Source organism: Flavobacterium frigoris (assembly GCF_900111075.1).
In the GTDB taxonomy this organism is placed as follows: domain Bacteria; phylum Bacteroidota; class Bacteroidia; order Flavobacteriales; family Flavobacteriaceae; genus Flavobacterium; species Flavobacterium frigoris.
In genome coordinates, this window is sequence record NZ_FOFZ01000061.1 from 1 (window position 1) to 1,120 (window position 1,120).

Consider the following 1,120-nt stretch of genomic DNA (forward strand, 5'->3'; position numbering starts at 1 on the left):
TTTTTTCAAGGATCTACTACCTACCTTCCTCGCGACTATTATCAAGACGATATGCATATTCCGTTGAGTTTAGATTTAATGAAACAAATAGCTATGGAAGAAATTTTTACTGGTTATTTGATTGAGATACCATCTGCTACTAATTCTAACAAGGTTCAATATAAAATTAATGACAGTGAATTTATAAATATGGAAAACCGTGACAATGATGGTACTTTTGGTAGTTGTTATAATTGTAAAACATTTGATGAATACGTAATTTATATGGTAAACAAAAACTGGAAAAATAAAATAGATAGTACCCAGAACAATTAGGATTTACTGCAAGTCACTCGATAGTGAATTATGATTGGATATTTACATTAACAAAAAATAACGGCGATGTCAAACCAAGGAATTAAGATAGTGTTTTTAATAGTTCCATTTTTACTATTTTCATGTAAAAAGGAATTAACCGAGGAGCAAAAAAAGGAAGAATTAATTAAAAAAAGAGAACAATATTTTTACTCTTCTAAAAAATTAACAGGAGATAAAGAATATTTTTCAATATATAAAAAAGCTAATGACACAATTGCTAATTGGGTCACTAATGGCCTTGAAATATCTATAATTAAGCCTTTTCTATTGGATTCATTGCTATGTTTTAATCAACAGAAAAATAGATTTTACGGAGTAGTATTTCAACAGACAATAAGGAAAGGCGCTGTTCAAGACTATATTGTTGACTTTTATGGCGTAAAAATAAAAGGGGAATGGTATTTTTTTAGAGGCTCAACACTCGTTCTTCCTCGAGAATATTATCAAGAGGATATACATACACCATTGAGCCTTGAAAAAATGAAACAAATAGCTGTACAGAACGTTTTTAGTGGTTATTTAATTGAAACACCATCTGCTACTAATTCTAACAAGGTTAAATATAAAATTAATGACAGTAAATTTATAAATATGGAAAACCGTAATAATGATGGTACTTTTGCTAGTTGTTATAATTGTAAAACATTTGATGAATTTGTAATTTATAGGGTAAACAAAAACTGGAAAGAAAGAATAGAAAGTAGTCATATTGCCCCAACACCCTCTCCTTTTCGAGTTGTTGAGTAGCTTCTAGAGCAATTAG

2 protein-coding genes are annotated in these 1,120 nt (G+C 29.2%); both read left to right on the top strand.

Features of this window, described 5'->3' with window-relative positions:
- Positions 1-315: hypothetical protein (locus tag BMW63_RS18260; protein WP_175460318.1), on the top strand; the 315-nt coding region annotated here is incomplete at its 5' end.
- Positions 316-381: 66 nt separating this feature from the next.
- Complete coding sequence (locus BMW63_RS17825) at positions 382-1,104, top strand: hypothetical protein (RefSeq protein WP_074724802.1); 723 nt, start codon at positions 382-384, stop codon at positions 1,102-1,104.
- The last annotated feature ends 16 nt before the right edge of the window (positions 1,105-1,120 follow it).